This window comes from Streptococcus parasanguinis, from assembly GCF_001578955.1.
GTDB lineage: Bacteria > Bacillota > Bacilli > Lactobacillales > Streptococcaceae > Streptococcus > Streptococcus parasanguinis_U.
The window spans coordinates 23831-26844 of record NZ_KQ969695.1 but is presented as its reverse complement, the minus strand read 5'-3'; the positions used below and the strand labels follow the sequence as shown (position 1 = coordinate 26844).

The following is a 3014-nucleotide window of genomic DNA, read 5'->3' as shown; positions in this document are numbered from 1 at the left end:
AATTAGAAAATGTAAAGTCTCATCGTTTATCTCTAGCAGATAAATTTTATATGGAGTGGATAAAATCTCTGATAGATTTTTATTTCTATGGGCAACAAGAGGAGGCAGTTGAAAGATTGGAGAAGGTGCTGTCACAGTTAAGTATATCTGATATGAACTATCTCCAAATTTCAAACACTCTATTCAATTTTTATTACGATATTGGAGATTTAACGCGATTTGATGAGATTCGAAAAACATTAGAGTATCAAGTAAATCAACTCAATTTAAATACACTCGAAGAGTTAGAACTATTTATTAAGTTCAACTATAACGTTTGTAGATATTTATGGCTACAGAATAATATTGAAGAAGCTATTACTAAAATCACAGCTACTATAAAGCAGTGTCAGGCTTACAGAACAACTTATCTTTTAGCTGATTTGTATTTATTGATGGGAAATGTAAGTAAGGACTTTTCTTCTAAGATTTCGGTAAAAGAATATTTTGAGACAGCACATTTTCTTTATAAATTGGATGAAAATATGTCAATGGCTTTGAAAGTCGAACATTATATTGCAAATATGACAGAATAATGAAAATGATGTTCAATTGAGCATCGTTTTTTTAATATCGCATAGATACAAAAATGATTTATTTTTAAAAAAATAAAAAAAGTTTATAAAAAGATATTTACAACATGATGACGGAGTGCTAAAATAAATGCAAGAAAATTAATAGTAAGACACCGTACAGTGTAATTTCACCGATATCGTATATGGCAGCAGCAATTATTTCCTACAAAGTATTGGATTCCTTGACAGGATTATTAAATATAACAAATTATATCCAAATCGATTGTATGAATTTCGAGGTATATCAACATGATATTAGAAAAATTCAGTAGTAACTTTAAAAACTTGATATTAGGTAGATCTTCTAGAAATATTGCAGATAGTTTTTACTTCATTGCATTGTCGATTGGGTTAATCAAAGTTTATAATATTGAAGCTGGTCAGTTATCTTTATTTACTCTAATAGGTTTTATCCCTAACTTACTTGCCGTTTTTTATGGAAGTTTTGTAAATAAAATCCAAAGAGATAAAGTCTGGCTAGTAACTTTTCAAGTTCTTCAACTTTTTATAATTTTCATTACTATTCTATGCTTAAGGTATCGCTTTGAAGTTTTTTATCTTTATATTTTTAATTTTTTGTTTAGTTTATCAACAAATCTACTTAACACATTACAAATGAAGATTGTTCCAGAAACATTAGAAAATGATGAAGAAACGATAAACAAATCTATAGATGTTCAGTATATGGCTTCAAATGTGTTAGACATTATTAGTAACCTGTTTGCCTCATTACTGTTGGGAGTGTTGTCCTATTTTGTTGTTTTCAATATGAGTATTCCATTTTTTGTAGCTGCGATATACTTTATGTTGAAAATCAGGTTAGATATACCTGATAAAAAAAAGTCAGATGGTATGTCTGAAAATATAGAAAGCGAAAGTGAATCAACTTTTCAACTTTTGGACACAATTTCTGCTTTTCGAGAATCAAAATTTGCCTCTTTTATTGTAATTACAGAGTCAATTTTAAGTGGCGGAACAGATCTACTTTTAACTTTAGCCCCCTTATATCTTGTATCGGAAGGAATTCCTATTCAGTATCTTGGGTTAGTATTGGCAGTACAACGATTAGCAGATTTGACAGGTGCTTTTGTGGCACCTAGGATAAAAATATCATATAAAAAGTTTTTCTTTATTGATTATATTGTATCGGGCTCCTTTTTATTTTTAGTATTTGTAATACCAATTCCATTGATTAAGCTTTTGCTATTTGGATTATCATTTATAATTATTGGTATATCTGGTAATATGTTTGAAAAAATGATTTATTCTGAATATAACTATGAAAATATGGGGTTAATCTATTCTACTAATTCAAGCTTATATGCTTTATTTTCAATTGTATTCTTAATAGTCCCTCAATTTTATTCGGATATACATATTCTAGGAATAACGATAAATATATTTACGGTATTAGTAGGATTTTATTTGTTATTTATTAACAATCCATTTAAGGAAAGTGAGGGAATAGAAAATGAACCAGAAAGTTATGCAGAATAATTTAAAAAAAGAACATAAAGTTGATCAGCGGTCTAAAAATATATCTATGAAACAGAATAATGGAAGTTTAAAAAAAGCTAGAAAATTTCAAGTTAATAATAAAGGAAATAGATAGAAATCGACTACTCTGAACTGCGCCCTAAAAGTTAGTAGGAATTTTATTATCTTATATTGCAATTAAATATCAAAGAAAAATAATTGGTGAAGTAATATTTGGAATTTTTAAGTGAGGCTGGGATATGACATTAAAAACTTATTTAATTAGATGCAAACGAAGTAATTCTATATGGTTGTTTTGGATTTTTATTAATTCATTATGTGTTTACTTAAATGGTATATTGAGTGCCAAAGCAATCTCTACAATTGTAAATTTTGATTTACAGGGATTTTTGTATTTAAGTGGAGCGATTTTAGCTGTAAATTTAATATGGGTATTGCAAATATATCAAAACTCAAAAGCAAGTGAAAAAGCCATACAAGAAATGTGTACCGAAATACGTAAAGATATTGTAAAAAGTATTGAAAGTAAGGGTGTGATACGTTTTGGCTCAAAAAGTGTTAGCGCCTATACCTCATGGCTAACAAATGATCTTAATACTATTCGAGATCTTGGCTTTGAAACACTTGAATTAATGATTAGTCAAGCATTAAATATCATTTTTGCAATTATTGCCTTTTTTAGTTTCCATTATTCATTATTGTTTACAATTTTGATATTCTTCATTCTAATGGTAAATCTCCCTAAAATATTTACAAAGAAAATGGAGAATAAAGCTGTTTACTTTACTGAGAAGAATGAAGAATTAGTTAAAGCAATTGATGATTCTTTAAGTGGATTTCGAATGTTATCCAATGCTAATCAACTTCATTTTTTAATGGTAAAAATCTTATCTTATTCAAAAA

3 protein-coding genes are annotated in these 3014 nt (G+C 27.8%); all 3 read left to right on the top strand.

What is annotated here, in order from left to right; translation table 11 throughout:
* Positions 1–575: transcriptional regulator (locus tag SPADD19_RS10720; protein WP_241496589.1), on the top strand; the 575-nt coding region annotated here is incomplete at its 5' end.
* Between the two features lie 288 nt (positions 576–863).
* The gene (locus SPADD19_RS10715) at positions 864–2111 is read left to right on the top strand and encodes an MFS transporter (RefSeq protein WP_061455975.1); all 1248 of its coding nucleotides are present in this window, start codon (positions 864–866) and stop codon (positions 2109–2111) included.
* 239 nt (positions 2112–2350) lie between these two features.
* A partial coding sequence (locus SPADD19_RS13020; protein WP_241496588.1) for an ABC transporter transmembrane domain-containing protein occupies positions 2351–3014 on the top strand: 664 nt, incomplete at its 3' end.